The organism is Pseudomonas sp. TWI923, from assembly GCF_039673365.1.
GTDB lineage: Bacteria > Pseudomonadota > Gammaproteobacteria > Pseudomonadales > Pseudomonadaceae > Aquipseudomonas > Aquipseudomonas sichuanensis.
The window spans coordinates 21,928-47,823 of record NZ_JBDJLM010000025.1 but is presented as its reverse complement, the minus strand read 5'-3'; the positions used below and the strand labels follow the sequence as shown (position 1 = coordinate 47,823).

Genomic DNA, 25,896 nt, shown 5'->3' with positions numbered 1-25,896 from the left:
GCGGGCCAATTCGGGCCCGCTTCTTCTTGTAGCTTGCAGCTTGGAACTTGTAGCTGCTGTCAGTGATGCTCGCGGGTCGCGCGGAACTTCACATCCGGCCAGCGCTCTTCCATCAGCGACAGGTTGACCCGGGTCGGCGCCAGGTAGGTCAGGTGCCCACCGCCGTCGATGGCCAGGTTCTCCATGGCCTTGTTCTGGAAGTCCTCGAGCTTCTTCTTGTCATCGCAGCTGATCCAGCGCGCCGACCATACGGTGATGGGCTCGTAGGCGCACTCGACCTTGTACTCTTCCTTCAAACGGCTGGCGACCACGTCGAACTGCAGCACACCGACCGCACCCAGGATGATGTCGTTGCTGCGCTCGGGGAAGAACACCTGGGTCGCACCCTCTTCGGCCAACTGCTGCAGGCCTTGGCGCAGCTGCTTGGATTTCAGCGGGTCCTTCAGGCGCACGCGGCGGAATAGCTCCGGGGCGAAGTGCGGGATACCGGTGAAGCCCAGCGCCTCGCCTTCGGTGAAGGTGTCGCCGATCTGGATGGTGCCATGGTTGTGCAGGCCGATGATGTCGCCAGCGAAGGCCTCGTCGAGCTGTTCACGCTCGGAGGAGAAGAAGGTCAGCGCATCGCCGATGCGCAGGTCTTTGCCGGTGCGCACGTGGCGCATCTTCATGCCCTTTTCGTACTTGCCCGAGCAGATGCGCATGAAGGCGATACGGTCGCGGTGTTTCGGGTCCATGTTCGCCTGGATCTTGAACACGAAGCCCGAGAATTTCTCTTCCACCGGCTCCACGGTACGCTCATGGGCCACACGTGCCAGCGGGCGCGGCGCCCAGTCGACCACCGCGTCGAGCACATGGTCGACACCAAAGTTGCCCAATGCGGTACCGAAGAACACCGGGGTGAGCTGGCCGTTGATGAACTCGTCCTGGTCGAACTCGTGGCAGGCGCCCTGCACCAGCTCCAGTTGCTCGAGGAAGCGCTCGTATTCGTCACCCAGGTGCGCGCGGGCTTCATCGGAGTCGAGCTTTTCGATGATCTTCACCGCGGTACGCTCGTGGCCGTGGCCCGGGGTGTAAACGATGATGTAGTCGCCCGCCAGGTGGTACACGCCCTTGAAGTCGCGGTAGCAACCGATCGGCCAGGTGATCGGCGCGGCCTTGATCTTCAGTACTGCCTCGATTTCGTCGAGCAGTTCGATCGGGTCGCGGATATCACGGTCGAGTTTGTTGATGAAGCTGACGATGGGCGTGTCGCGCAGGCGGCAGACGTCCATCAGGGCGATGGTGCGCGGCTCTACACCCTTACCGCCGTCGAGCACCATCAGCGCCGAGTCCACCGCGGTCAGGGTGCGGTAGGTGTCTTCCGAGAAGTCTTCGTGGCCGGGGGTGTCGAGCAGGTTGATCATGTGCTCGCGGTAAGGGAACTGCATCACCGAGGTGGTGATGGAGATGCCGCGCTGCTTCTCCATTTCCATCCAGTCGGAGGTGGCGTGGCGGTCGGACTTGCGCGACTTCACGGTGCCCGCGACGGAGATCGCCTTGCCCATCAGCAGGAGCTTCTCGGTGATGGTGGTCTTACCGGCGTCGGGGTGGGAAATGATTGCGAAAGTGCGGCGCTTCGCGACTTCGGCGGCCTGGTTGGTCATGGGAAATCGCCTGACTGGGGGATTAAAAAAGGGGCCGTATCATACCTGAAGTTGGGCGGGGACCAAAATCCCGGGAATGAGCGGCAGACCCAACGCCCTCACCCTAGTCCTTCAACAAAGGCGCATCGGTGAACCCGTCCAGGGTGATGGGCGGCCGTCCTGGCAGATGAGCAACCAGTTCCAGCGTGCCGCCCATCGCCTCGATGTAGTCGCGCAATGTGGAAATCAGCATGTCGGTGCGCTTTTCCACCTTGGAAATGTTGGCTTGCCGAATATCCAGGCGCTGAGCCATGCCCTCCTGTGTCAACGCGAGCTGCTTGCGCAGTGCCTGCAAGGTCATTTCCTCACGGATCAACTCACGCCCGCGCTCTTCCGCTTCAGCCCGCAGGTCATCCGGCAGGCTGCGCATCATCTCATCGAGTGTCTTGGTCATTGTTTTCCCTCTCAAGCAGGTAGTTGTCAAAACGATCATCTGCACGCGTGAGTAACCGCTGGTAGAAAAGCCGTTCATTCAACCCCGCCTTATCGCCCGCCACTAGCATCACCGCACAGCGAGCCGGGTCGAATGCAAATGCAATGCGCCACGCGCCTCTGCCGACCCTGAATCGCAACTCTTTCATGTTGCGATGTCGGGAGCCTTTCAGTGTGTCCACTTTCGGCCGGCCCACTTCGGGCCCCTGGTGTTCGAGAAACCTCAACTGCCCCATGAGCTCCTTCTTCACGGCTCTATCCAATGTTTCGAACTCCGCAGCAAACTCCACGCAAAAACTGATCGACCAGGCCAATAAAATACCTCCGAGAGAATACTCCCTCAAGTGAATATTGGTTTTTTTGACCAGGTAATCTTGCTCAGCCAGAAAGCGCACCGATAGCAGGTACTTCAACGGCCGACGGTAGTATTCACGCTGTTTTTTCGTGTGATGTTTCGCTATTGGCAGTGATTAACACTGGCCAAATGCTGCCTCAGATGGGAACCTTTACGCCCACGGAGACGTCCACTCCTCTGCAACCCGCTTCGGTTGGGGGATTGGTTTCATCAGCATTTTCGGGCCCGACGGGGTTCGGCTCATGGCGTGATCGCGGCGTTCTGCCCGCCTCATGCTGCTACTCGCGTTCACACCGCCCGCCGCCAGGAATGGCCGGCCACACGGGGGTGCGAGCGCCGACTACAAGAAGGAGTCCGCCTGTGGCTGCACGCTACGGAAAAGGGCTGTTGGGATGGGCCGCCGTGCTCGTCATCCTGGCCCTGCTGGTCCACTGGATCGGCATTGATACGATCGCGCGCTATCGCGACGATCTTGCTTTCTACCTGCAAGCGCACCTGGTGCTGGTGCTGGCTTCGATGGCGGCGGCGTTGGCCGTGGGCATCCCCGCCGGCATTGCCCTGAGTCGACCGCAACGGGTCGACAAAGCCGAACGCTTCATGCAGTTCTTCAACATTGGCAACACCATTCCTCCCCTGGCCGTCCTGGCCATCGCCCTGAGCGTTCTGGGCATCGGCGCAGGCCCGGCGATCTTCGCGCTGTTCCTCGCCTCGCTGCTGCCCATCGTGCGCAACACCTACGAGGGCCTGAAAAACGTCCCTGCCTCGCTCAAGGAAGCCGCCACCGGCATCGGCATGACCCCGCGCCAGCAGTTGTGGCAGGTGGAGTTGCCCAACGCCGTGCCGATCATTGTCGGCGGCGTGCGGGTGGCCCTGGCCTTGAACGTGGGCACCGCGCCCCTGGCGTTCCTGATCGGCGCCAACAGCCTGGGCAGTTTGATCTTCCCCGGCATCGCCCTGAACAACCAACCGCAGCTGTTGCTCGGCGCCGCGTGCACGGCACTGCTGGCCCTGGTGCTCGACGCGCTGGTAAGTGCCTCCAGCAAGCGCTGGCTGGAACGTGGCCTGGCCCACTAAAAAAGGGAACCCATGAACAAGACAATCGCCTTGCTGCTGGGCGCGGCCCTGCTGTACGCAGGATTTACCCAGGCAGCGGAAAAACCGCTGATCCACGTCGGCGCACGGATGTTCACCGAACAGACCGTGCTCGCCGAAATCACCGCCCAGTACCTGCGTGCCAACGGCTTCGAGGTGCGCGTGACCACCGGCCTTGGCAGCAACATCGCGCGCCAGGCGCAGGAGACCGGCCAGCTCGACCTGATGTGGGAATACACCGGCGTGTCGCTGGTGTCCTACAACCATATCGACGAGCGCATGCCCAACGCAGACGCCACCTACGCCCGAGTAAAAGCACTCGATGCCCAAAAAGGCCTGATCTGGCTGACCCCGTCGAAGTTCAGCAACACCTATGCCCTGGGCCTGCCCAAGCAGGTTGCCGAGGCCTATCCGCAGATCAACACGATCAGCGACCTCAACCAGGTACTGCACGACGAGCACCAACGCCTGCACCTGGTAGCGCTGGACACCGAGTTCGCCAACCGCCCCGATGGCCTGGTCGGCCTGCGCGAGCAGTACGGCCTGCCGCTGGACCGACGCAACATCCGCCAGATGGACGGCGGCCTGGTGTACACCGCGATGCGCAATAACCAGGTATTCGCCGGCCTGGTCTACACCACCGACGGGCGCTTGAACGCGTTCAACCTCAAGCTGCTCGAAGACGACAAGCACTACTTCCCCGATTACACCGCCGCCCCGGTGCTGCGCCAGGCGGTGCTCGACGCCCATCCGCAACTGGCCACGCTGCTCAAGCCGCTGGCCGAACAGCTGGATGACGAGACCATGCGCCAGCTCAACGCCAAGGTCGATGTCGAGCACCAGAGCCCGACCGTGGTCGCCGCAGCGTTCCTGCAAGCGCACCCACTCAGCGAGGTGACACCATGAACCTGCTCGACACCTTCGCCCACCTGGACTGGGCCCAGGTCCTGCAACTGACCGGGCAGCACATCACCCTGGTCGGCATCGCGGTGGGCCTGGCTATCCTCGTCGGCGTGCCGCTGGGCATCCTGATGACCCGCTTCCCGTCCCTGGCCGGCCCGCTGCAGGCCAGCGCCACGGTGCTGCTGACCATTCCGTCGATCGCCCTGTTCGGCCTGCTGCTGCCGTTCTACTCGAAATTCGGCCAGGGCCTCGGCCCGCTGCCGGCCATCACCGCGGTGTTCCTTTATTCACTGCTGCCGATCCTGCGCAACACCTACCTGGCCCTGACCAATGTCGAGCCCGGTATCCGTGAGGCCGCGCGCGGCATCGGCATGACCTTCGGCCAGCGCCTGCGCATGGTCGAGCTGCCCATCGCCGTGCCGGTGATCCTCGCCGGCGTGCGCACCGCCGTGGTGATGAACATCGGCGTGATGACCATCGCCGCCACCATCGGCGCCGGCGGCCTGGGCGTGCTCATCCTCACCTCCATCAGCCGCAGCGACATGTCGATGCTGCTGGTCGGCGCCGTGCTGGTCAGCCTGCTGGCGATCGTCGCCGACCTGCTCTTGCAAACCCTGCAACGTGCCCTGACTCCAGAAGGACTGCGCCCATGATCGAACTGAAGAACCTCAGCAAGACCTTCCACGCCAACGGCAAGGAGGTCAAAGCCGTCGATGCCGTGAACCTCACCGTCAACGAAGGCGAGATCTGCGTGTTCCTCGGCCCCTCGGGCTGCGGCAAGAGCACCACGCTGAAAATGATCAACCGCCTGATCACCCCCACCTCAGGCCAGGTGTTCATCAATGGCGAGGACACCAGCGGGCTGGACGAAGTGACCCTGCGCCGCCATATCGGCTACGTGATCCAGCAGATCGGCCTGTTCCCCAACATGACCATCGAGGAAAACATCACCGTCGTGCCGCGCCTGCTCGGCTGGGACAAACAGCAATGCCACGACCGCGCCCGCGAACTGATGAGCATGATCAAGCTGGAGCCCAAGCAGTACCTGCAGCGCTACCCGCGCGAGCTGTCCGGTGGCCAGCAACAGCGCGTCGGGGTGATCCGCGCACTGGCCGCCGAGGCGCCGGTGCTGTTGATGGATGAGCCGTTCGGCGCGGTCGACCCGATCAACCGCGAGCTGATCCAGAACGAGTTCTTCGAGATGCAGCGAGCGCTGAACAAGACCGTGATCATGGTCAGCCACGACATCGACGAGGCGATCAAGCTGGGCGACAAGATCGCCATCTTCCGCGCCGGCAAGCTGTTGCAGCTGGATCACCCGGACACCCTGCTGGCGCACCCGGTGGACGACTTCGTCAGCAACTTCGTCGGCCAGGACAGCACGCTCAAACGCCTGCTGCTGGTGCGTGCCGAAGATGCGGCGGACAACGCGCCGTCGGTGAGCCCGCAAACGCCGGTGGCCGATGCGCTCGAGCTGCTGGATGAGCACGACCGCCGCTATGTGGTGGTGACTGACGGGCAGAACAAGGCGCTGGGCTATGTGCGCCGGCGCGACATGCATCGCCAACAGGGCACCTGCGGCGACTTCCTGCGGCCGTTCAACGCCACGGCATCGCACGATGAGCATCTGCGCATCCTGCTGTCGCGGATGTACGAGTTCAACCGGGCGTGGCTGCCGGTGCTGGATGCCGAGCAGGTGTTCCTCGGCGAAGTCACCCAGGAGTCGATTGCCGCCTACCTGAGCTCGGGCCGCTCGCGGGGGGGCAAGACGAATATCGTGTCGCCGGCTGAAGCTGTGACTTCCTGATAGTAAGCAGGGGGCGCTTTGCGCCCCTTTCGCCGGCAAGCCGGCTCCCACATTAGTAACCCTGGCCAATGCCATGTGGGAGCCGGCTTGCCGGCGAAAGGGGCGCAAAGCGGCCCCGGCAATCTCGGATCAGAACCCTATACTGGCCTGCACATAGAAGGTGCGCGGCTCACCCACATAGATCCCCGAGTTGTTGTCGCTGGAGCGGGTGAAGTACTGCTTGTCGAACAGGTTCTTCACCCCGGCTGCCAACTTCAGGTTGGACAGCTGCGGCCCGAAGTCATAGCCACCCCGGGCATGCCAGGTCACGTACCCCGGGATATCGCCGTACTGCCCATCGGCGCTCGGTTCGGTGATGTAGTTGCCGGTGAACTGGCCGGTCTTGGTCATGCCGGTACCCGGAGCGCGCTGCCCGGACTGGGCGAACGCATCGAGGTTCCAGGTCCAGCGATTGACCTGGTAACGCAGGCCGGCAGTCGCCACCTGGCGCGAGTAGAACGGCAGGTCGCGGCCTTCGAAGCCGGGGATGTCACCCTCGTAGGTGGCACGGGTGTAGGTGTACCCGGCATTTACCGACAACCCTTGCAGGCGTGGGTCCAGCCCGGCCAGGTCATAGCGCGCCGACGCCTCGATACCCTGGTGCGTGGTGGCGCCGAGGTTGGTCCAGCCCACCGTGTTGCTGATGTACTGCAGTTCGTCATCGAAGTCGATGTAGAACGCCGTCAGCTCACCGGCGAAATGGCCATCGTCATAGCGCGTGCCAAGCTCGTAGGTCTTGGCCTTCTCCGGCTCCAGGCCATTGGCGGTACTGTCGCCGCTACCGCCCTGGCCCAGCTGGAAGTACTGCAGGCTGCCGAACGAGGTCTCGTAGTTGGCGAACAGCTTCCACGCATCGGACAGGTGGTACATCACACTCAGCGCCGGCAGCGGCTCGTTGCTGGTGATGCTGCGGTTCTTCTCCACCACCGGCTTGAGGCTGTCGTCCAGCACCGGGCGGTCGCGCCAGTCGGTGTTGATGTGCTCAAAGCGGATACCCGGGGTGATGGTCCAGTTGCCCACGTCGATCTTGTCATCGATGTAGTAAGCGCTGGCTTCGGTGCCGCCGCTGCGGTCCTGGAACACATGGCCGTCGGACTTGGCGGTCTGGGTCGGCACATTGTCGATCAACGACAACCGGGTCGATTGCTCGCGCATGGCCTCCTTCAGGTAGCGGTAGCCGACGCTGACCTCCTGGGTGGTCGGGCCGACGAAGAACACCCGCGACAAGCGCGGCTCGATGGCGAAGGTGTGGTAGTTGCGCGGGTACGACGACAGGGTCTTCATGTCGCTGGAAGCGATGGTGCTGCCACGGAAACTGTCGGTGTAGTAGGTCAACACCTCGAACTGGGTGGCGTCGTCGAGCTGGCGCTGCCACTTGAACGACACGTCCTTGCGCCGGCCTGCGAAGTAGTCGTAGTCACGCAGCGACTGGTAGGGGTCCTGGTCGTACTGGGCCTGGGTCAGGCCGCCGGGCATGTCGGCGCGGCCATCGTAGTAGTGGAAGTTCAGCCAGAACTCGTCGACATCGGTCGGCGCCCAGTGGGTCTTGAGCAGCACATCGTCGATGTCGTTGTCGTTGTTGCTGCGCCGGTAGCCATTGCCATTGACGCCGCTGTACAGCAGCGCGACGCCGATGCCGTTGTCGGCGGTGCCGCCGAGGAAGGCCGACTCGGTGTGTTTCCAGCCGCCATAACGCGAGGTCTCAAGGGTGCTCGCCAGCTCGCCGCTGGCCTTTTCGGGGATCGCCCGGGTGACGAAGTTGATCACCCCGCCGACGTTCTGCGGGCCATAGCGCACCGAGCCTGCACCACGCACCACGTCGATGCTGTCGAGGTTGCCCGAGGAGATCGGCGCCATCGACAGCTGCGGCTGGCCATAGGGCGCGAAGGCGGCCGGGATGCCGTCGATCAGCACGGTCGAGCGCGGCGACAGGCGCGAGGTGAGGCCACGCACGCCGACGTTCAGCGACAGGTCGCTGCCGCCGGTGCCGTTGGAGTCCTGCACCTGTACCCCGGGGATGCCCCGCAGGGCATCGCGCACGTTCATGGTGCCCTGCTCCACCATCGCCTCGCGGCGTACCACGGTGCGCGCGCCGGGGTGGTTCTGCACCACGCTCTGCTGAGCATCGCCCAGCCAGTCGCCGACCACTTTCACATCGGTGGGCGCCAGCTCAAGGCTGCCGGTTGTCAGCGTCCCGGCGACTGCCGCCGGCTTGACCACCACGGTATCGGCCGACTGCTCGAAGGTCAGCCCGCTGCCTTGCAGCAGCTGCTGCAGCGCCTGTTCCGGGGCCAGGTCGCCGGACACCGCCGGAGCCTCTTTGCCCGCCACCAGTTCGGGGCTGAAGAACAGCTGCAGGTTGGTCTGCTGGCCCAGTTGCTTGAGGGCAGTCGCCAGCGGCTGGGCCTGGATCCGGATGCTGTCGGCGTAGCTGTTGGCGGCAGCGGCACTGACCGCCAGGGCCAGCGCCAGGCGGCGCAGCTGGAGAAGGGGCTTGTTGTTGTTCACGTCTTCGAGAAATCCTGAAAGGTCGGGATAAACGCCAACCGCACGCAAATGTAAATGCTTGGCAGTTGCAGCTGGCGGGGAAGACGAACGGGCGAAAAAAAACCTGAATCTATTTTGCAATTATTTCGCTGGAGCCATCGGCATGCTGTTTGATCGCCACCGGCAGGATGCTCGGCAAGGCGCGCAGCAGGGCATCGGGGTCATCCGTGCTGAAGCTGCTCGACAGGCGCAGGCCGGCCACTTTACCGGGGGCGACCCGCAGCGGTTGGGCACGGTAGCGCGACACTTCGACGACCACTTCGCTGAGTGGCGTGTTGTCGAACACCAGCTTGCCCTGGCGCCAGGCGGTGAGCGAATCGACGTCGATGGCATAGGGCGCGGCAACCTTGCCGTGGGCATCGATATGCGAGCCCTGGCCGGCCCCCAACTGCGCCAGCCCATCGCCTGCGCCTTGCACCCGCACCGAGCCCTGCTCCACTGCCACGCGGGTGCTGGCCGGGTCCTGGCGCACGTCGAAGCGCGTGCCGGTGACCGTCACCTCTCCCTGGGCGGTGCTGACAACAAAGGGGCGACTAGTGTCGTGGGCGACGATGAACATCGCCTCGCCCTGGCTCAACAGCACATGCCGGCGACCCGCTGAAAAGTCCACGCTCAGCCGTGTGCCGCTGTTGAGCTGCAACTGCGAACCGTCCGGCAGGTCGAACTGACGGCGCTCGCCCAGTGCTGTTTGCAATGCGTCCTGATGATTGAGCCGCTGGTAGTGCCAGCCACTCCAGCCCAGGCCAAGTGCAGCAATCGCCACCCCGGCCGCCAGCGCCTGGCGCAGCACCCGTCGGCGTGGCAACTGGCGCACCGGCTCAGGCGCGCAGAGCGCCTGAAGCCGGTGCCGTGGAATCAGCTCGGCGGCGCGCCACAGCTGCGTGAGCCGGCGATACTCGTCGCGGTGCCGTGCATCCTGCGCCAGCCACTGCTCCAGGGCCGCCTGCAGCTCGGCGTCGCCCGGCGCGTCCTGAACCCGGGCGAACCAGGCCGCCGCCTGCTCACCGGCGGGGTCGAACGCATGCTGTTTCATCAATGGGGTCTCCTGACTCATCTGGCCGACACATCCAGGTGCTCACGCAGATGTCGGAGCGTGCGGATCATATACTTTTCGACCATGTTCTTGCTCAAGCCCATGCGCTCGGCGATCTCGGCCTGGCTCAGGCCCTCGAGCTTCTGCCAGACGAACACCTGCCGGCAGTTGAGTGGCAGCTCGGCCAGCGCCCGCTCGACACTGTCGGCCAGTTCCAGGGCATGCACGTAGGCCTCCGGGTCATCACCCGCCGCCGCTTCGTCGTCGAAGCCTTCCAGCACCAGGGCTTGGCGGCGGTCTTCGCGGCGATAGCCATCGACAGCGATATTGCGTGCGGTCTGGTGCAGGTAGGCGCGTGGCTGCTCGACCTGATCGCGCGGATTTTCCAGAACCCGCACGAAGGCATCATGGGTGAGGTCCTCGGCCTGCTGACGACTGCGCAACTTGCGCGTCCAGGTGCCGATCAACTCGTGATAGTGGTCGAGGAAGCCTTTGTGTCCGGACACGGTGGGTGATCATCAGGCAGGCAGATAAGGGTGCGAATAGTAATGTTTCTCATCAAAAGCGGCAATTCCGCCAGTCGGTAACAAAAAATTTATGACGAGTTTCATGCACCGACGTACCAGGTATACGTGGCCATAAATATGAACACCTTGGCCTCCTTCGCGGGTAAACCCGCTCCCACAGGAATCGCGTAATCCCTGTGGGAGCGGGTTCACCCACGAAGGGGCCAGCCCGGTCTATTCCACAATATTTAACGCTTCAAACATCCCGGGGAACATCTGCCGGTCACACGAGTCGGTTATTCAGGTAACTGCTCGTCGATCCACGGCGAACCCACCGGGATTGCCTGTTGATCTTGCTGGAATCACGCCCTAAAGTGCGCGCCGAACGTCCATGCTGGAAACGATCCATCCGGCTCAAGTACTGACGACGAGACAGCAAGGTCACCCGCAGCCACACCCTGGCACGGTTGACCTTTTTGCTTTCGGCGACATGCCTTGGGAAGTAGGCGAACCAAAGTGGGGATACGGAGGACGTTCAGTTTGCAGCCACTTATTCTTTCAGTTTGCCCATGGAGCCCTTGAGCATGTCGATCCAGGTCGAAGACTATTTCGCGCGTGACACCTTCCAGAAAATGAAGGCGTTCGCCGATAAGCAGGAAACCCCGTTCGTACTCATCGACACCCAGATGATCAGCCAGGCCTACGACGACCTGCGCGCCGGGTTCGAATTCGCCAAGGTCTACTACGCGGTCAAGGCCAACCCGGCCGTCGAGATCATCGACCTGCTCAAAGAGAAAGGCTCGAGCTTCGACATCGCCTCGATCTACGAGCTGGACAAAGTGCTTGGCCGTGGCGTCAGCCCTGACCGCATCAGCTACGGCAACACCATCAAGAAGTCCAAGGACATCCGCTACTTCTTCGATAAAGGCGTGCGCCTGTTCGCCACCGACTCCGAAGCCGACCTGCGCAACATCGCCAAGGCCGCGCCGGGCTCGAAAGTCTACGTGCGTATCCTCACCGAAGGCTCCACCACCGCCGACTGGCCGCTGTCGCGCAAGTTCGGCTGCCAGACCGACATGGCCATGGACCTGCTGATCCTCGCCCGCGACCTGGGCCTGGTGCCGTACGGCATCTCCTTCCACGTGGGCTCGCAGCAGCGCGACATCAGCGTGTGGGACGCCGCCATCGCCAAGGTCAAGGTGATCTTCGAGCGCCTGAAGGAAGAAGACGGCATCGAGCTGAAGCTGATCAACATGGGTGGCGGCTTCCCGGCCAACTACATCACCCGCACCAACAGCCTCGAGACCTATGCCGAAGAGATCATTCGCTTCCTCAAGGAAGACTTCGGTGACGACCTGCCGGAAATCATCCTTGAGCCGGGCCGGTCGCTGATCGCCAACGCCGGCATCCTGGTCAGCGAAGTGGTGCTGGTGGCACGCAAGTCGCGCACCGCGGTCGAGCGCTGGATCTACACCGACGTGGGCAAGTTCTCCGGCCTGATCGAAACCATGGACGAGGCCATCAAGTTCCCGATCTGGACCGAGAAAAAAGGCGAAACCGAAGAAGTGGTCATCGCCGGCCCGACCTGCGACAGCGCCGACATCATGTACGAGAACTACAAGTACGGTCTGCCACTGAACCTGGCCATCGGCGACCGCCTCTACTGGCTGTCCACCGGTGCCTACACCACCAGCTACAGCGCGGTGGAGTTCAACGGTTTCCCGCCGCTGAAGGCCTACTACCTGTAATGCAGAACGGGGCCGAAAGGCCCCGTTTTCATGCCTGATCAGAGGCGGCGAAACATCGAGAATTTGTCGAAACTCGGCACATTCACCTCGCTGACGTTCATCCTCATGATCAACTTGTTTGGCGCACCCGCGCTGACATAGCGATCCTCCCAGGACTTTCGGTTACGAACCCCTAGCGGCACGCTGCCCACGGCGGCAATCGTCACCTGGGAGTAGTCGCTGACCTCAGGAATCGCCAGTTTCTGGCCATCGACCCAGATACGCCACAACAGTGGCTTGGCCACCTTCACGTAATAGCCGACGCAATCTCCGCGCCCCAGGCCCCAGATATCACGATGGGATGCACCCGCCTCCGACTCCACGGTAACGACCTTGTAGCCAGGGTCCGCCCCCTCGTAGTAACCGAACCAGAAACGTTGCTGCGCTTGTACCGAAAAATGGGAAGTGAGGGTCAGCCAGTTATTGCAGCGTGAGGCAGGAACGCTTTTGAACTCGACCGAATCGAGAACACCTTCATATCCAGGCGTCGTGGAAGAGAGTGTTGCAATGAATGAACGTTCTTGAATGAAACGCATGCCAGTTCCTCCGTGGTAAAGCGCTACGATGATCGGAAAGGAAGCTTGATGATCAGCTGGAAACACTGACAATGCCGCCCATAAATGCCATGGGCCGGCCGGTTCACCATTACTGTTCGCGCAGTTCGATCGCGTCGGCATACCGCGCCCGGTGGCCAGCAGGTTACCCACGTTGTACATGCCCCAGTCCAGCCCGGTGTCGGCCGCGTGCGCATAGTGAAGGCCGCCTGGGCCAGGGCCAACACCTGCTCACGACGCAACTGGCAGGACACGGCTCAGACCTCGGCCCAGCGGTGAAGCAGGTTGTACTGTCCGACAAAAACCTAAAGCGGCTCTTCGATGCCCATTTGCACGATATCCACATCGAACAGGGCTGACGGCTCCGCCCCCACGCGCAGGTAGCTACCCGCGCGCCCGGTACTCCAGGCGGCCTTGTCCCAGTGCACGCCCACCCCTTTGCCATCGAGGGTGGTCATACGCATCTTGCCGTCGTCGCTACGCGCCACACGCCAAAGTGGGCCGACGATGGGGGTGAGCTCATAGAAGCCGAGGTAACCGTTGGTGCTGATGTCGACCCGCTGGTTGTACATCGGATGCGCACTGTTGCTGGTCCACAGACGAACCTCGTAGACATGCCCTTCATCGCCGTACTCCACGGCGCCGAACCACAGCTGCAGCGCATCGCGGTCCTGGCGGGAGGTGGTCAGCCAGGTGCTCTGATGCCAGTGGACGCTGCCGTTGTAGCCCGGGCTGTACTCCCAGCGACCTACAGGCCCCGGACACTTGGTGTTGAGCACATTCAGACGGGCAATGAAGGATTGTTCTGTGATGTAGGGTTCAGCCATGGTGCGACTCCTGTGGGAAAGTCGCCTCAGCATGCTCGTCACCCCACGCCCGCTTAAGATCGAAGGCTTTCCCCTGCACCAGCACGCAGCTCGAGCTCGCCGCTATAACGGGCCGCCTGAGCAGACAGCAGCGGGCCGGCCGCCAGCAGGAGCGCCTGGCTGCTGCGCAGGAAGTTCTGGTTGCCCTCTGCACGAGCCTGCTCGAACCATGGCTCGGCCTCGGCCATCTGACCGCGCTCGACAAGCACCATCGCCAGGCTGAACATGCCACGGAAATCACCCGCCTCGGCCGAGCGGCGATACCAGCGCACGGCACGGGCCGGGCTGGCGGCGGTGGCGATACCTTGCTCCAGATAACGGCCGTACAAGTTCATCGACTTGGCATGGCCCAGCTGAGCAGCCTTCTCGTAGCACGCCAATGCCTGGGTCTGGTTGGTCGGTACGCCGCGCCCGGTGGCCAGCAGGTTACCCAGGTTGTACATGCCCCAATCCAGCCCGGCGTCGGCCGCGCGTGCGTAGTGAATGGCCGCCTGGGCCAGGTCCACGGCACCGCCCCAGCCATGCTCCAGGCAGCGCCCCAGCATGTTATGCGCCATGCCGTTGCCCCCTTGAGCAGCAATCTGGAACCAGCGCCGGGCGACCTCGGCATCCTGCTCGATGCCGCGCCCGTCGAGCAGGATCTGCCCCAGCAGCAACTGTGCCTCGACCGCGCCCTGCCCCGCTGCCGCGAGGATGGCCTGGGCGGCCTGGCCCGGGCTGTGCTCGAGCATGGCCTGCAGCCCGGCCAGGTCCACCACCTGTTCACGACGCAACTGATAGGACACGGCTCAGACCTCGGCCCAGCGGCGCAGCAGGTTGTGGTAGGTGCCGGTCAGTTGCAGCAGCGATGGGTGATCCGGCACGTCGGCAGTGAGCTGGCGGATGGCGTTGTCCATCTCGAACAACAGTGTGCGCTGGCCATCATCGCGCACCAGGCTCTGGGTCCAGAAGAACGCTGCATAGCGGGCGCCGCGGGTTACCGGGTTGACCTTGTGCAGGCTGGTGCCGGGGTACAACACCATGTCGCCGGCCGCCAGCTTGACCTGCTGTACGCCGTAGGTGTCCTGGATCACCAGCTCGCCGCCGTCGTAACTGTCAGGGTCGCTGAGGAACAGGGTGGAGGACAGGTCGGTGCGCACCCGCTCCGGGCTGCCTTTGGGTTGGCGCAGGGCGTTGTCGATATGGAAATCGAAATTGCCCCCCTCCTGGTAACAGTTGACCAGCGGCGGGAACACCTTGTGCGGCAGCGCTGCCGACATGAACAACGGGTTGCGCCACAGCCGTTCGATCAGCGCGCTGCCGATCTCCTTGGCCAGCGGATGGCCCTCGGCCAACTGCAGGTTGTGCTTGGCCTTGGCCGACTGGTAACCCGCCGTAACCTTGCCGTCGGCCCAGTCGGCTTGCTCCAGGGCCTGGCGAATACGCGAGATTTCGTCGGCGTCGAACAGCCCGGGAATGTGAAGCAGCATGGCGGTGGCACCTGGCGCGGGTTAGGGGCGCCAATGATATTGATTCCCTTTTACCAATCACAAGCCCCTTTCGGACCAATCGACGCACGAACCCGTAAAAACCGTAAGGTGAAAATGTAAAGAATGTAAATTTCTAGCGAATGGTAACGCTTCTCAATTGTTCCTTACATTCGCTTACATTAACATCCGCGGCCTTCATACCTTGGGGAAGGTCAATAACAATGCGTCACGTGCCAACCGCCGTCAGTTCACCACGTCTGCTCGCCTCCGCCATCGGCCTGGCGATCACTGCCACTTCTGCTTACGCTGCCGACCCGGCCGCCAACAACGCCATCACCCTCGACGCCACCAGCGTCAACGGCAAGGCCGAACAGGCGAACACCGAGTACAAGGTCGAGAAAGCCTCTTCGCAGAAGTACACCGCACCCTTGGTGGACACGCCGCGTTCGGTCACCGTGATCCCGCAACAAGTGATCAAGGACACCAACGCCCTGAACCTGCAGGATGCCCTGCGCACCGTGCCCGGCATCACCTTCGGCGCTGGCGAAGGCGGCAACCCGCAAGGCGACCGTCCGTTCATCCGTGGCTTCGACGCCCAGGGCGATACCTACCTGGACGGCGTGCGTGACACTGGCGCGCAAACCCGTGAGATCTTCGCCATCGAATCGGTGGAAGTGGCCAAGGGCCCGAACTCGGCCATCGGTGGCCGTGGCGCGGCGGGCGGCACCATCAACCTGGTTAGCAAGCGCGCCCACCTGGGCAACTCGCTGGACGGCGCCTGGACTTGGGGCAGCGACCAGACCCAGCGTTATACCTTCGACGGCAACTACCAGTTCAGCGATACCGTTGCCGGGCGCCTGAACCTGATGACCCACGAAAGCAACGTCGCCGGCCGCGACAAGGTCAACTACGACCGTTGGGGTATCGCCCCGTCGCTGGCCTTCGGCCTGGGTACGCCGACCCGCGTCAACCTCGACTACTACCACCTGGAAAGCGACGACCTGCCGGATTCGGGTATTCCGTACAGCATTCCTGTGCGTGGCAGCGCCGCACGAACCTCGGCGCACCCGAGCAAACCTCAGGATGGTGGTGACAGCGACAACTTCTATGGCCTGACCGACCGTGACTTCCGCAAGTCGCGGGTGGACATCGCCACCTTCGCCATCGAGCACGACCTGACCGACGCGCTGACCATCAAGAACACCCTGCGCCACGGCAACAGCATGCAGGACTACATCCTGACCCAGCCCGACGACAGCCAGGGCAACGTCAACCGTGGCAGCGTCTGGCGCCGAGCCAACACCCGGGTCGGCAATACCTCCACCACCACCAACCAGACCGACCTGTTCGGTGAGTTCTACCTGGGCGGCCTGAAGAACAGCTTCTCCACCGGTATCGAGCTGAGCCGCGAGGAGTCCGACCGGACGTCCTACGATGTCGCCACCACCGCCGGCACCACCGTGGTCAACAACCTGCGCCAATGCAACGGCATCGGCGCACCGTCCTACAACTGCACCTCGCTGAGCAACCCGAACCCGGACGATCCGTGGAACGGCGCCATCTCGCGCAACTACGCCGGCACCAACACCAAGAGCAACACCCGTGCCCTGTACGTGTTCGACACCCTCGAGCTGAGCCCAGCCTGGCTGCTGAACATGGGCCTGCGCTACGACCACTTCGATACCCAGTACCGCACCCGCAACGCCAACGGCAGCACCACGGTGAACGCCAAGGGCGTCGCCGCCAAGGGCGAGGACACCAGCGAATTCATCACCGGCCAATTGGGCCTGGTATGGAAACCGGCCGACAACGGCAGCGTCTATGTGTCCTACGCCACTTCCGCCACCCCGCCGGGCGCGCAACTTGGCGAAGGCATGGAAGGCAACCCGCTGGGCAACACCACCGACCGCGCCGGCAACCTGCTCGCCAGCGACATGGAGCCGGAAGAAACCACCAACTACGAGATCGGCACCAAGTGGGATCTGCTCGAAGAGCGTCTGTCTCTCACCGCCGCGCTGTTCCGCACCGAGAAAGAAAACGCCCGTGTGCAGGTGGGTACCACCAGCTACGAAAACGTCGGCGAAACCCGCGTGCAGGGCATCGAGCTGTCGGCCAGCGGCAAGCTGACCAACAAGTGGCAGGTATTCGCCGGCTACACCTACATGCAGGCCCGCCAGATCGACGGCGGCCCGCTGGGCAAGGCCAACGACGGCAACCAGCTGCCGAACACCCCGAACAACAGCGCCAGCCTGTGGACCACCTACCAGGTCACGCCTAAGTTCACCGTCGGCGGCGGCGCCTTCTACGTCGATGACGTGTTCGGCAACGTGGCCAACACCACCATGGTCGACAGCTACGTGCGTTACGACGCCATGGCCGCCTACAAGCTGACCAAGAACATCGACCTGCAGCTGAACGTGCAGAACCTCACCAACGAGGTCTACTACGACAAGGCGTTCTCCACCCACTTCGCCAACCAGGCGGCGGGCCGGACCGCATTGCTGACCACCAGCGTCCACTTCTGAAGGATGCAGCCCAAGCCCCGTTCATTTGCTTGAACGGGGCTTTTGCGTATCAAGGCATAATGCACGCCGCGCGGTAGGCGGCCAGACAAGGTGATCGATGTGTTGAAGAAGACGCTGTTCCAGGTGCACTGGTTGTTTGGCATCACCGCTGGCCTGGTGCTGGCGCTGATGGGCATCACCGGGGCGATCTGGTCATTCCAGGAAGAGCTGCTGCGCGCGTTCAACGCCGAGGTGCTCAAGGTCGAGGTGCGCCAGGAGGGCGTGTTGCCGCCGGCCGAGCTGGTGCGCCGGGTCGAAGCCGCGCAAGGCGACAAGGTCTCGATGCTGTGGGTAGACACCCGCGAGGGCAATGCCGCGCGGATCTTCTTCACCCCCGCGCCCGGTGAGCGCCGTGGCGAGTTGCGCTATGCCGACCCCTACACTGGAGAGCTCAAGGGCGAAGTGAGCGGGCTGGGCTTCTTCAATTTCGTGCTCAACCTGCATCGATTCCTGGCCATGGGCGACACCGGCCGGCAGATCACCGGCGCCTGCACCCTGATGCTGATCTTCTTCTGCCTGTCCGGCCTGTACCTGCGCTGGCCGCGCAAGGCCCTGAACTGGCGGACCTGGCTGACCCTCGATTGGGCCAAGAAAGGCCGCGCGTTCAACTGGGACCTGCATGCGGTTTTTGGCACCTGGTGCCTGCTGTTCTACCTGTTGTTCGCCCTGACCGGGCTGTTCTGGTCCTATGAGTGGTACCGCGCGGGCCTGAACAAGTTGCTGGCCGACCCAGCGGTGGCCGGCGAGCAGAAGCGCGGTGAAGGCCGAGGTGGCCGCCATGGCCCGCCCAAGGTCGACAAGAACGCCCCGCCACTGGTGGTCGACTACGACGCCATCTGGGCCAACCTCAAGGACGCGGCGGGCCCTGGCCTTGCCACCTACAACCTGCGGCTGCCGCCGGCCGGCGGCCAGCCGGCCACGCTGTTCTACCTGTTGCAGGGCGCCGACCACGAGCGCGCCTTCAACACCCTCACCCTCGACCCGGCCAGCGGCCAGATCAAGCGCCACCAGCGCTACAGCGACAGCTCGTTCAAGGCCCAACTGCTGCAAAGCGTCTACGCCCTGCACGTGGGCAGCTACTTTGGCTTGCCGGGGCGGATCATCGTCACCGTGGCCAGCCTGACCATGCCGCTGTTCTTCATCACCGGCTGGCTGCTGTACCTCGACCGCCGACGCAAGAAGCGCCAGGTGCGTGCCGCCCGTGGCGCGGTATCTGCTGCCACCGGCAACGGCGACAGCTGGCTGATCGGTTTCGCCAGCCAGAGCGGCTTCGCCGAGCAACTGGCCTGGCAGAGCGCCGGCCAGCTGCAGGCCGCCGGCTTGCCGGTGCAGGTGCGCCCGCTGGCGCAGTTGGGCGAAGCCGAACTGCGCCAGGCCAACCGCGCGCTGTTCGTGGTGAGCACCTTCGGCGACGGCGAAGCACCGGACAGCGCTCGGGCCTTCGAGCGCAAAGTCATCGGCAAGCCTTGGGCACTGGAACATCTGGACTATGCCGTGCTGGCCCTGGGCGATCGCCAGTACCCGCACTTCTGCGGCTTTGCCCGACGGCTGCAGGCCTGGCTCAGTGAACGTGGCGCCAGCAGCGCTTTCAGCGCGGTCGAAGTGGACAACGCCGACCCCGCCGCGCTGCAACTGTGGCAACAAGAACTGGCACAACTGACCGGCGCGCACCCGGTAGCCGCGTGGCAGCCCGCCAGCTTCGGCAATTGGCGCCTGAGCCGCCGTGAACTGCTCAACCCGGGCAGCCAGGGCGCACCGGTGTTCCTGCTGGGATTGCAGGCGCATGCCCCGGCAAGCTGGGCGGCCGGCGACCTGGTGGAGATCCTGCCGCGCAATGGCCAGCCCCGCGTGGCGGCGTTGCTGGCAGGCCTCGGGCTCGATCCGCAAAGCCCGGTGCAACTGGACGGCCTCGAACAAACCCTGGCCCAGGCCTTGTCCAGCCGGCAGTTGCCGGCCAACCGCGAGCACCTGGTGGGCCTGCACGCCCAGGCGCTGGTCGATGCGCTGATCCCGCTGAGTACCCGTGAATACTCGATCGCCTCCATCGCCAGCGATGGCGAGCTGGAATTGATCGTGCGCCAGGAACGCCACCCCGATGGCAACCTGGGCCTGGGTTCCGGCTGGCTGACCGAGTACCTGGCGCTGGACGGCACGGTCAGCGCTCGACTGCGCCGTAACAGCGGCTTCCACTTGCCCGACGCCGCCGCGCCGATGGTACTGATCGGCAACGGCACTGGCCTTGCCGGTTTGCGCAGCCTCTTGAAGGCACGTATTGGCGCGGGCGAACAGCGCAACTGGCTGCTGTTTGGCGAGCGCAATCGTGCCCACGACCTGCTGTGTGGCGAGGAACTTCAGGGCTGGTTGGCCAAGGGGGACCTGCAGCGGCTGGACCTGGCGTTTTCACGCGACCAGGCCGAGAAGGTCTATGTGCAGGATGTGCTGCTGCAGCAGGCCGCCGAGTTCAAGCGCTGGATTGATGATGGCGCCTGTGTGTATGTGTGCGGCAGTTTGCACGGCATGGCTGCAGGGGTGGATGCGGCGCTGCAGGGGATGCTCGGTGAAGCGCAGGTGCAGCAGCTGATCGAGGATGGGCGCTATCGGCGGGATGTGTACTGACGCCTGAAAACATCGCGGGGCAAGCCCGCTCCCACGGGATGGACTGCTCCCAAGGGTTGGATTGGTGTCCAACTTCCTGGGGCAGTCCACGATCCCGTGGGAGCGGGCTTGCCCCGCGATTGGCCCTCAATGCAATTCGAAGGTATCGGCGTCCAGGTTGGCCGGGAATCGCGCCCGGTATGCCGCCAGTTCCGCGGCACGCAGCACCACGGTGAACACCCCGTCGGCCTCGCCCGCGCTCAACAGGCTCTCGCCCTGGAAATCCAGCACCTGGCTGTCGCCAGAGTAGGCAAAGCCTTTGCCATCGGTACCCACCCGGTTCACCGCCGCCACGAAGCACAGGTTCTCGATCCCCCGCGCCGGCAGCAGCCGGTTCCAATGGGTGCGCCGTGCCGCGGGCCAGTTGGCGGTGTACAGCAGCAGGTCGGTGTCCTGGGCATCGCGGCTCCACACCGGGAAGCGCAGGTCGTAGCAGATCAGCGGGCGAATGCGCCAGCCCTTGAGTTCGAACTGCACCTGGCGCTCACCGGGGGTGTAGTGCTTGTGTTCGCCGGCCATGCGGAACAGGTGGCGCTTGTCGTAGTGCAGGATCTCGCCATCGGGGCGCGCCCACAGCAGGCGGTTGCGATGGCTGCCATCGGCGGCCTGGATGATCACGCTGCCGGTGATCACTGCATTGCGCTTCTTCGCCTGGGCCTTGAGCCATTTGTAGGTCGGGCCGTTCTCCGGCTCCGCCAGGCTTTGCGACTCCATCGAAAAACCGGTGGTGAACATCTCCGGCAGGATCACCAGGTCGACTTCACCGGCCTGGCCAATCAACTCCTCGAAATGGGCATAGTTGGCTTCTCGGTCGTGCCAGGCCAGGGTGGTCTGCACCAGGGCGATTTTCAGGTTCGGCAGTTCACTCAGATCGCGCATAGTCTTTGCGCCGCATGTCGCAGCGTCTCCTCACGTTTGGCAAAGCACAGGCGCACCAGGCGTTGCTCGGGGATGGGTTGCTGGTAGAACACCGACACCGGGATGCTGGCCACGCCGTGTTCGCGGGTCAGCCACAAGGCCATGTCGACGTCGTTCAGGTCGGGGCGGATCTGCGAATAGTCCACCAGTTGGAAATAGGTGCCCGGGGTGCGGGTGAAGCTGAACCGCGAGGCCTGCAAGAGGTCGCAGAACAGGTCACGCTTGGCCTGGTAGAAGGCCGGCAGCTGGTCGATGTGCTCCGGGTGCTCGGCCATGAAGTCGGCCAGGGCGCACTGCAAGGGCGTGACACCGCAGAAGTTGACGTACTGGTGAACCTTGCGCAGTTCGGCGCTGAGCGCCGCTGGCGCGACCACGTAGCCGGTCTTCCAGCCGGTGACGTGGTAGGTCTTGCCGAACGAGCTGATGACGAAGGCTCTGCTGTACAGCTGCTCGTGGGCCAGCACGCTGGCGTGGCGCACGCCGTCGTAGATCAGGTGCTCGTAGACTTCGTCACTGACCAGGTAGATGTCGCGGTTGGCGATCAGCGCGGCCAGCTGGTCCAGGTCGTCGCGGCTGATCAGCGCGCCGCTGGGATTGTGCGGCGAGTTGAGGATGACCATGCGCGTGCGCGGGCTGAGGGCGTCGCTGAACTTCTGCCAGTCGATGCTGAAGCTGCCGTCAGTGAGCGGCACGTGCACGCAGCGGCCACCGGCCAGCTCCACCGAGGGTTCGTAGCTGTCGTAGCACGGGTCGAAGACGATCACCTCATCGCCGGGGTGGATCACCGCCTGGATGGCACAGAAGATCGCTTCGGTGGCGCCGGGGGTGATGGTCACTTCCTGGTCCGCGTCCACCGCCACGCCGTACAGCCGGGCGATCTTGGCCGCTACTTGCTGGCGCAGGGCGGGCAGGCCGGTCATCGGCGAATACTGGTTGTGCCCGGCGGCCACATGGCGGCCAACGGCATCGAGCAGGGCCTGGGGGCCGTTGAAGTCAGGGAAGCCCTGGGACAGGTTGAGCGCACCGGTCTGCATGGCGAGCTGCGACATGGTGGTGAAGATGGTCGTGCCGACGTTCGGCAGTTTGCTGCGGATCATGGAGCCCTCTTTCCTGGGGTTTGTCCGGCACGGGGTGGAGCCCGAGCATAGCGGATCAAGCAGTCAGGAAAAAGGTTGAAACAATAGGGGGATTGCGTTGGATCAAAGGGCCCTATCGCCGGCAAGCCGGCTCCCACAGGTACATCGCAGCCCTTGAGACTTGCGCATACCCTGTGGGAGCCGGCTTGCCGGCGATGAAGCCTGCACGGAATCAGCGCTTGTCGCGGCGCTTCTTCTCGGCCTTCTTGTGGTGCGACATCAAGCGGCGTTTCTTGTTGACCTGGCGATCGGTGAGGGTGTTCTTGTTGCCCTCGTACGGGTTCTCACCGCCCTTGTACTCGATGCGGATCGGCGTGCCGACCAGCTTGAGTACACGGCGGTAGGTGTTCTCCAGGTAACGCGAGTAGGACTTGGGCACCTTCTCGGTCTGGTTGCCGTGGATCACGATCAGCGGCGGGTTGGCGCCACCGAGGTGGGCATAGCGCAGCTTGATGCGGCGGCCATTGACCAGCGGCGGCTGGTGCTCGCTGATGGCGTCTTCGAGGATCTGCGTCAGGCGGCTGGTCGGCCAGCGGGTGACCGCCGACTTGAACGCGGCCTGCACCGACTTGTACAGGTGGCCAACGCCAGTGCCGTGCAGAGCGGAGATGAAGTGGATGTCGCAGAAGTCGACGAAGAACAGCCGGCGCTCCAGCTCGGTCTTCACGTAGTCGCGCTCGCCCGCTTCCATGCCATCCCACTTGTTCAGCGCGATGACGATGGCCCGGCCGGCTTCGAGGGCGAAGCCCAGCAGGTTGAGGTCGTGGTCGACCACGCCTTCGCGGGCGTCCATGACGAAGACCACCACGTTGGCGTCCTTGATCGCCTGCAGGGTCTTCACCACCGAGAACTTTTCGACTTCCTCGTGAATCTTGCCGCGCTTGCGCACGCCGGCGGTGTCGATGAAGGTGTACTTCTCGCCATCACGCTCGAACGGGATGTAGATACTGTCGCGGGTGGTACCCGGCTGGTCGTACACCACCACGCGCTCTTCGCCGAGCATGCGGTTGACCAGGGTCGACTTGCCCACGTTCGGGCGGCCGATGATGGCGATCTTGATGCCGTCTTTCTCGCTCGGGCCTGGGATGCGCACGGCCTCTTCGCCTTCGGCGACGTTCAGGTCGAGGGCTTCTTCTTCGGCATCACGCGGGATGTGGCCGAGCAGCGATTCCATCAGGGCGTTGATACCACGCCCCTGGGAGCCGGCCACCGGGATGGCGTTGCCCATGCCCAGCGGCGAGAACTCGGCGCGGGCGATGTCCGGATCGATGTTGTCGATCTTGTTGGCCACCAGCACCGCCGCCTTGTTCCGCTTGCGCAGGTGGTCGGCGATCATCTGGTCGGCGGCGGTCATGCCGGCGCGGGCATCCACCAGGAACAGGACGTAGTCGGCTTCTTCGATGGCCATCAGCGACTGCTCGGCCATCTTCTCGTCCATGCCCACTTCGTCACCGGTGATACCGCCGGTGTCGATGAGGATGAAGGAACGACCCTGCCAGGTGGCATCGCCGTACTGGCGGTCACGGGTCAGGCCCGACAGGTCACCGACGATGGCATCGCGGGTCTTGGTCAGGCGGTTGAACATGGTGGATTTGCCGACGTTCGGGCGGCCCACCAGGGCGATTACGGGAACCATGCGGCTCTCCACTCTTGAATTCTTGAAAATGCAAAGGCCGCTGCAAGGCAGCGGCCGGAGTTCGGGCGGCGTTTCCTACGCCGCTACCTGAGCCCGCGAACGGGCTCAAGCATAGCTTCAGCGGATGGTCAGTGCCTCGAGCTTGCCGCTGTTGCCGAAGACGTAGATGGTGTCGCCGACCACAAGTGGGCGGGCGCGCAGGCCATCGCTGTCGATACGCTCACGGCCGACGAAACGGCCATCGACCTGGCTCAGCAGGTGCAGGTAACCCTCGAAGTCACCCACCGCCACGTAGCTGGAGAACACTTCCGGCGCCGACAGCTGGCGACGGGCCATGCTGTCGTTGCTCCACAGGGCGCTGGAGGAACGCTCGTCGACACCCTCGACGGTGCCCGAAGCCAGGCTCACGTAGACGTTGCCGAAGCCCTGGGCGACACCCACGTAGCTGGAGGCATCACGCTGCCACAGCACACGGCCGCTTTCCAGGTCCAGGCCGGCGACGCGGCCCTGATAGGTGCTGACGTACAAGGTGCCACCGGACAGCAGCAGGCCACCGTCGATGTCCACCACGCGGTCCAGCTCGGAGCGGCCTTGCGGGATGGCCACGCGGCTTTCCCACACCGGTACGCCGTTGTTGATGTCCACCGCCACCACCTTGCCGGTGGACAGGCCGGCGACGGCCAGGCGATTGGTGACGATCGGCGCGCCGGTACCACGCAGGGTGAGCACCGCTGGGGTGTTTTCGTAGATCCAGCGACGGTCGCCGGTGGCGGCGTCGAGGCCGATCAGGCGGTCGTCCTGGGTCTGTACCACCACCACGTCGCCGTTGTTGGCGGGCGGTGCCAGGACTTCGCTGGTGACGCGCGAACGCCAGCGCTCTTCGCCGGTGCTCGAGTCCAGGGCAATCACCTCACCCTTGAGCGTGCCCAGCATGACCAGGCCGTAGCCCACGCCAACCGCGCCGGAAACCGGCAGATCGAGGTCCTTCTTCCACACCACGTCGCCGTTGAGGCGGTCGAGTGCGAAGACTTCACCGGTGACGTCGGCAGCGTAGATGCGGTCGTTCTCGATGGCCGGTACCAGGGTGTTGTACGTCTCGCCCTGGCCGTCACCGATCGAACGGCTCCACTGCTTCTTCAGCACCACTTCCTCGGTGAACTTGGTCAGCTCGGCCGGGGGCAGTTCCTTCTTGCTGTTGCTGCTGCAACCCGCCGCCAGAACGGCGAGGGTGAGCACTGCTGCTTGTTTCCAACCCTTCACTTCAGGCGTCCCCTTTGGCCAGGTCATCCAGCTTCAGTTGCAGGCCACCGATCGCGGCGTCGTCGGACAGCGCGGCCTTGGCTTTTTCGTAGGCGCCGTGGGCGTCGTCGGCACGGCCCAGCTGCACCAGCAGGTCGCCCTTGAGCTCCTCGCGGCTGGCCATGAAGGCTTTGTCGGCATCGCCGTCGAGCAGTTTCAGGGCCTCTTCGGCCTTGTCCTGTGCCGCGAGCACGCGGGCCAGGCGCTGACGGGCGATTTCACCCAGGGTGGCGTCGGCCGGCTTGTCCATCACGGCCTTGAGCTCGGTGGCGGCGTCGTCCAGCTTGCCGCTGTCGACCGCAACCTTGGCCACGAACAGGCTGCCGTACTGGGCGTAGGCGCTACCGCCAAACTCGCTCTTGAGCTTGCCGGACAGCTCGGCGACCTTGCTTGCGTCAGGCTGGCCAGACGGCGTCAGCGAGGTTTCCAACAGGGCCTGGTACAGCGCCGAGGCGCCTTGCGACTGGTTGGCCTGGTACTTGTGCCAGGTCTGCCAGCCCATCACCACTACGCCGGCCAGCAGTGCGCCAGTCAGCAGCGGCTTGCCGTTGCGGTTCCACCAGTCCTTGACCCCAGCCAGCTCGTCATCATCGGTACTCGACACCCCAATACTCCT

21 protein-coding genes and 1 pseudogene are annotated in these 25,896 nt (G+C 63.9%); 7 read left to right on the top strand and 15 right to left on the bottom strand.

The genetic code is table 11. The features are described from left to right. Positions 1–59: 59 nt before the first annotated feature. The 3 genes from ABE459_RS12425 to ABE459_RS12415 form a co-directional block, all read right to left on the bottom strand. On the bottom strand, positions 60–1,643 hold the full coding sequence (locus ABE459_RS12425; protein ID WP_125465380.1) for a peptide chain release factor 3: 1,584 nt from the start codon (positions 1,641–1,643) through the stop codon (positions 60–62). Positions 1,644–1,746: 103 nt separating this feature from the next. After that, positions 1,747–2,076, bottom strand: coding sequence for an XRE family transcriptional regulator (locus ABE459_RS12420; protein ID WP_323831478.1), 330 nt, complete (start codon positions 2,074–2,076; stop codon positions 1,747–1,749). Then, positions 2,057–2,527, bottom strand: a complete 471-nt coding sequence (locus ABE459_RS12415; RefSeq protein WP_323831480.1) for a type II toxin-antitoxin system RelE/ParE family toxin — start codon at positions 2,525–2,527, stop codon at positions 2,057–2,059. The genes ABE459_RS12420 and ABE459_RS12415 overlap by 20 nt, the downstream gene beginning before the upstream one ends. A gap of 302 nt (positions 2,528–2,829) precedes the next feature. Between ABE459_RS12415 and ABE459_RS12410 the strand changes: the two genes are divergently transcribed. From ABE459_RS12410 to ABE459_RS12395, 4 genes are read left to right on the top strand one after another with little or no spacing between them, the layout of a single operon-like run. Then, positions 2,830–3,543: an ABC transporter permease gene (locus ABE459_RS12410; protein ID WP_125465382.1), complete on the top strand. Its 714-nt coding sequence runs from the start codon at positions 2,830–2,832 to the stop codon at positions 3,541–3,543. A gap of 12 nt (positions 3,544–3,555) precedes the next feature. Then, the gene (locus ABE459_RS12405; protein ID WP_323831482.1) at positions 3,556–4,467 is read left to right on the top strand and encodes a glycine betaine ABC transporter substrate-binding protein; all 912 of its coding nucleotides are present in this window, start codon (positions 3,556–3,558) and stop codon (positions 4,465–4,467) included. Then, complete coding sequence (locus tag ABE459_RS12400; protein WP_125860131.1) at positions 4,464–5,117, top strand: ABC transporter permease; 654 nt, start codon at positions 4,464–4,466, stop codon at positions 5,115–5,117. Before ABE459_RS12405 ends, ABE459_RS12400 begins: the two co-directional genes overlap by 4 nt. Further along, positions 5,114–6,271, top strand: a complete 1,158-nt coding sequence (locus ABE459_RS12395) for an ABC transporter ATP-binding protein (RefSeq protein ID WP_323831484.1) — start codon at positions 5,114–5,116, stop codon at positions 6,269–6,271. Before ABE459_RS12400 ends, ABE459_RS12395 begins: the two co-directional genes overlap by 4 nt. A 129-nt stretch (positions 6,272–6,400) precedes the next feature. On the opposite strand, the gene ABE459_RS12390 is transcribed toward ABE459_RS12395, so the two are convergent. The 3 genes from ABE459_RS12390 to ABE459_RS12380 all read right to left on the bottom strand — a co-directional run bounded on the left by ABE459_RS12390 (position 6,401) and on the right by ABE459_RS12380 (position 10,396). Continuing rightward, on the bottom strand, positions 6,401–8,818 hold the full coding sequence (locus ABE459_RS12390; RefSeq protein ID WP_323831486.1) for a TonB-dependent siderophore receptor: 2,418 nt from the start codon (positions 8,816–8,818) through the stop codon (positions 6,401–6,403). Positions 8,819–8,927: 109 nt separating this feature from the next. Continuing rightward, a complete protein-coding gene (locus ABE459_RS12385; protein WP_323831488.1) occupies positions 8,928–9,890 on the bottom strand; it encodes a FecR family protein in 963 nt (320 codons plus the stop codon). A 17-nt stretch (positions 9,891–9,907) separates the two neighbouring features. Continuing rightward, positions 9,908–10,396 carry a sigma-70 family RNA polymerase sigma factor gene (locus ABE459_RS12380; protein ID WP_110993484.1) on the bottom strand — a complete coding sequence of 163 codons (489 nt, stop codon included), beginning with the start codon at positions 10,394–10,396 and terminating at the stop codon, positions 9,908–9,910. Positions 10,397–10,980: 584 nt separating this feature from the next. Here ABE459_RS12380 and ABE459_RS12375 point away from each other — a divergent pair. Then, positions 10,981–12,144 (top strand): type III PLP-dependent enzyme, encoded by a 1,164-nt coding sequence (locus tag ABE459_RS12375; protein WP_110993485.1) that lies wholly within the window; start codon positions 10,981–10,983, stop codon positions 12,142–12,144. 710 nt (positions 12,145–12,854) lie between these two features. Here the strand turns inward: ABE459_RS12375 and ABE459_RS12370 are convergent. The 4 genes and pseudogenes from ABE459_RS12370 to ABE459_RS12355 form a co-directional block, all read right to left on the bottom strand. Next, positions 12,855–12,941, bottom strand: a pseudogene (locus ABE459_RS12370) (sel1 repeat family protein); the annotation flags it as partial. A gap of 101 nt (positions 12,942–13,042) precedes the next feature. Further along, on the bottom strand, positions 13,043–13,564 hold the full coding sequence (locus ABE459_RS12365; protein WP_125465389.1) for a hypothetical protein: 522 nt from the start codon (positions 13,562–13,564) through the stop codon (positions 13,043–13,045). A 53-nt stretch (positions 13,565–13,617) separates the two neighbouring features. Then, entirely contained in the window at positions 13,618–14,388 is a 771-nt protein-coding gene (locus ABE459_RS12360; RefSeq protein WP_323831490.1) for a tetratricopeptide repeat protein, read from the bottom strand. 3 nt (positions 14,389–14,391) lie between these two features. Continuing rightward, positions 14,392–15,072 carry a Fe2+-dependent dioxygenase gene (locus ABE459_RS12355; protein WP_125465391.1) on the bottom strand — a complete coding sequence of 227 codons (681 nt, stop codon included), beginning with the start codon at positions 15,070–15,072 and terminating at the stop codon, positions 14,392–14,394. Between the two features lie 221 nt (positions 15,073–15,293). On the opposite strand from ABE459_RS12355, the gene ABE459_RS12350 reads away from it, so the two are divergent. After that, positions 15,294–17,597 carry a TonB-dependent siderophore receptor gene (locus tag ABE459_RS12350; protein WP_125465392.1) on the top strand — a complete coding sequence of 768 codons (2,304 nt, stop codon included), beginning with the start codon at positions 15,294–15,296 and terminating at the stop codon, positions 17,595–17,597. A gap of 99 nt (positions 17,598–17,696) precedes the next feature. Beyond that, entirely contained in the window at positions 17,697–20,252 is a 2,556-nt protein-coding gene (locus ABE459_RS12345) for a sulfite reductase flavoprotein subunit alpha (RefSeq protein WP_323831492.1), read from the top strand. 126 nt (positions 20,253–20,378) lie between these two features. On the opposite strand, the gene ABE459_RS12340 is transcribed toward ABE459_RS12345, so the two are convergent. The 5 genes from ABE459_RS12340 to ABE459_RS12320 all read right to left on the bottom strand — a co-directional run bounded on the left by ABE459_RS12340 (position 20,379) and on the right by ABE459_RS12320 (position 25,884). Further along, entirely contained in the window at positions 20,379–21,170 is a 792-nt protein-coding gene (locus ABE459_RS12340) for an amidohydrolase (RefSeq protein ID WP_125465394.1), read from the bottom strand. Then, positions 21,158–22,306: a pyridoxal phosphate-dependent aminotransferase gene (locus ABE459_RS12335; protein ID WP_323831494.1), complete on the bottom strand. Its 1,149-nt coding sequence runs from the start codon at positions 22,304–22,306 to the stop codon at positions 21,158–21,160. The genes ABE459_RS12340 and ABE459_RS12335 overlap by 13 nt, the downstream gene beginning before the upstream one ends. Before the next feature lie 211 nt (positions 22,307–22,517). After that, positions 22,518–23,981: a ribosome biogenesis GTPase Der gene (gene der, locus ABE459_RS12330; RefSeq protein ID WP_125465396.1), complete on the bottom strand. Its 1,464-nt coding sequence runs from the start codon at positions 23,979–23,981 to the stop codon at positions 22,518–22,520. 117 nt (positions 23,982–24,098) lie between these two features. Further along, entirely contained in the window at positions 24,099–25,241 is a 1,143-nt protein-coding gene (gene bamB / locus ABE459_RS12325) for an outer membrane protein assembly factor BamB (RefSeq protein ID WP_189654496.1), read from the bottom strand. Between the two features lies 1 nt (position 25,242). Then, entirely contained in the window at positions 25,243–25,884 is a 642-nt protein-coding gene (locus ABE459_RS12320; protein ID WP_323831496.1) for a tetratricopeptide repeat protein, read from the bottom strand. Positions 25,885–25,896 lie beyond the last annotated feature (12 nt).

Coding starts and splice junctions, on each gene's coding strand:
- ABE459_RS12425 (WP_125465380.1), bottom strand. CDS start 1,643: ATGACCAACCAGGCCGCCGAAGTCGCGAAGCGCCGCACTTTCGCAATC.
- ABE459_RS12420 (WP_323831478.1), bottom strand. CDS start 2,076: ATGACCAAGACACTCGATGAGATGATGCGCAGCCTGCCGGATGACCTG.
- ABE459_RS12405 (WP_323831482.1), top strand. CDS start 3,556: ATGAACAAGACAATCGCCTTGCTGCTGGGCGCGGCCCTGCTGTACGCA.
- ABE459_RS12400 (WP_125860131.1), top strand. CDS start 4,464: ATGAACCTGCTCGACACCTTCGCCCACCTGGACTGGGCCCAGGTCCTG.
- ABE459_RS12395 (WP_323831484.1), top strand. CDS start 5,114: ATGATCGAACTGAAGAACCTCAGCAAGACCTTCCACGCCAACGGCAAG.
- ABE459_RS12385 (WP_323831488.1), bottom strand. CDS start 9,890: ATGAAACAGCATGCGTTCGACCCCGCCGGTGAGCAGGCGGCGGCCTGG.
- ABE459_RS12375 (WP_110993485.1), top strand. CDS start 10,981: ATGTCGATCCAGGTCGAAGACTATTTCGCGCGTGACACCTTCCAGAAA.
- ABE459_RS12365 (WP_125465389.1), bottom strand. CDS start 13,564: ATGGCTGAACCCTACATCACAGAACAATCCTTCATTGCCCGTCTGAAT.
- ABE459_RS12355 (WP_125465391.1), bottom strand. CDS start 15,072: ATGCTGCTTCACATTCCCGGGCTGTTCGACGCCGACGAAATCTCGCGT.
- ABE459_RS12350 (WP_125465392.1), top strand. CDS start 15,294: ATGCGTCACGTGCCAACCGCCGTCAGTTCACCACGTCTGCTCGCCTCC.
- ABE459_RS12340 (WP_125465394.1), bottom strand. CDS start 21,170: ATGCGCGATCTGAGTGAACTGCCGAACCTGAAAATCGCCCTGGTGCAG.
- ABE459_RS12335 (WP_323831494.1), bottom strand. CDS start 22,306: ATGATCCGCAGCAAACTGCCGAACGTCGGCACGACCATCTTCACCACC.
- der (WP_125465396.1), bottom strand. CDS start 23,981: ATGGTTCCCGTAATCGCCCTGGTGGGCCGCCCGAACGTCGGCAAATCC.